Here is a 1,554-nt window from a genome sequence, read left to right on the forward strand (position 1 = left end):
GGCCGGGGGCCGCCCCCCCCCGCCGCGCGGCGGCGGCGGGGGGCGGGCCCCGCCCCCCCCCCCCCGCCCCCGGCGTCGGGCGGGGCCCCTTCCCCCGTCCGCCGGTCGCACCCGGCGCACCGCACCGCCGCACCACGCTGTGGCGCATGCCTCAGCGTTGGGCATGGGACCGACCACCGGTCCGGCCTGCGGGAGTGGGAGGATGAAGACCGGCAGCGCTGCCGGCCGGGCTCGGACCCCGGTCGTCCCGTGCGCCCGGCGCACGCCCGGCCATCGGTCCGCGCCCGCAGGAAGGGCCCGCCCTCGCCCATGCGGAAGGATCGAGACAACCGTGGCTGACGCACCGACCATCCGGATTCCCGACGACCTCAAGCCCGCCGACGGACGTTTCGGCTGCGGCCCGTCCAAGGTCCGTCCGGCCGCGGTCTCCGCGCTCGCCGACGTCGCCACCAGCTACCTGGGCACGTCGCACCGGCAGAAGACGGTCCGCGACCAGGTCGCCCGGCTCCGTCGCGGCCTGGGCGAGTTCTTCTCCCTCCCGCAGGGATACGAGGTGGTGCTCGGCAACGGCGGCACCACCGCGTTCTGGGAGGTCGCCACGTTCGGCCTGGTCCGCGACCGGGCGCAGTTCGCCAACTTCGGCGAGTTCGGCGCCAAGTTCGCCAAGTCGGTCTCCGACGCGCCGTTCCTGGGCGAGCCGACCGTACGCAAGTCGGAGGCGGGCAGCGCCCCGACGCTGGTCGCCGAGGCCGGCGTGGACGTCTACGCCACCCCGCACAACGAGACCTCCACCGGCGTGGCGGTGCCGATCGGCCGGGTGCCGGGCGCCGACGAGGGCTCGCTGCTGCTCGTCGACGCCACCTCCGGCGCCGGCGGGCTGGACGTCGACGTCGCCGAGACCGACGTCTACTACTTCGCCCCGCAGAAGTGCTTCGGCTCCGACGGTGGCATCTGGCTGGCCCTGATGTCGCCGGCCGCGCTGGCGCGGGCCACCGAGATCAAGGAGTCGGGCCGCTACATCCCGGCCTTCCTCGACCTGGTCACCGCGATCGACAACTCGCGGCTGGAGCAGACCTACAACACCCCGGCGCTGGCCACCATCTTCCTGGCCGCGGAGCAGACCGACTGGATGAACGCGCAGGGCGGGCTGGCCTGGGCGGCCAAGCGCACCGCCGAGAGCGCCGGCATCGTGTACGGGTGGGCCGAGCGCTCGTCGTTCGCCACCCCGTTCGTGTCCGACCCGGCGCTGCGCTCCAACGTGGTCGCCACCGTCGACTTCGCCGACGGGGTGGACGCGACCGCGATCGCCAAGGTGCTGCGCGCCAACGGCATCGTCGACACCGAGCCGTACCGCAAGCTCGGCCGCAACCAGTTGCGGGTGGCGCTGTTCCCGGCCGTGGAGCCGGCCGACGTCGAAGCGCTCACCGCGTCCATCGACTACGTGGTCGAGCGACTCTGACCACTTCGTCACGGTGGGGGGGGGGGGGGGGGCGGGGGCGGCCCCCCCCCGGTGCCAACCCCAGCGGCCCGAGCACCACGGGGGGGGGGGGGGTG

1 protein-coding gene is annotated in these 1,554 nt (G+C 75.0%); it reads left to right on the forward strand.

The genetic code is table 11. From position 1 onward, the window contains the following. Positions 1-331: 331 nt before the first annotated feature. Complete coding sequence (gene serC / locus ACLQ2X_RS08085) at positions 332-1,459, forward strand: phosphoserine transaminase (protein WP_425680330.1); 1,128 nt, start codon at positions 332-334, stop codon at positions 1,457-1,459. Positions 1,460-1,554: the final 95 nt, after the last annotated feature.

This window comes from Micromonospora sp. DT31 (assembly GCF_049841795.1).
Lineage (GTDB): Bacteria > Actinomycetota > Actinomycetes > Mycobacteriales > Micromonosporaceae > Micromonospora.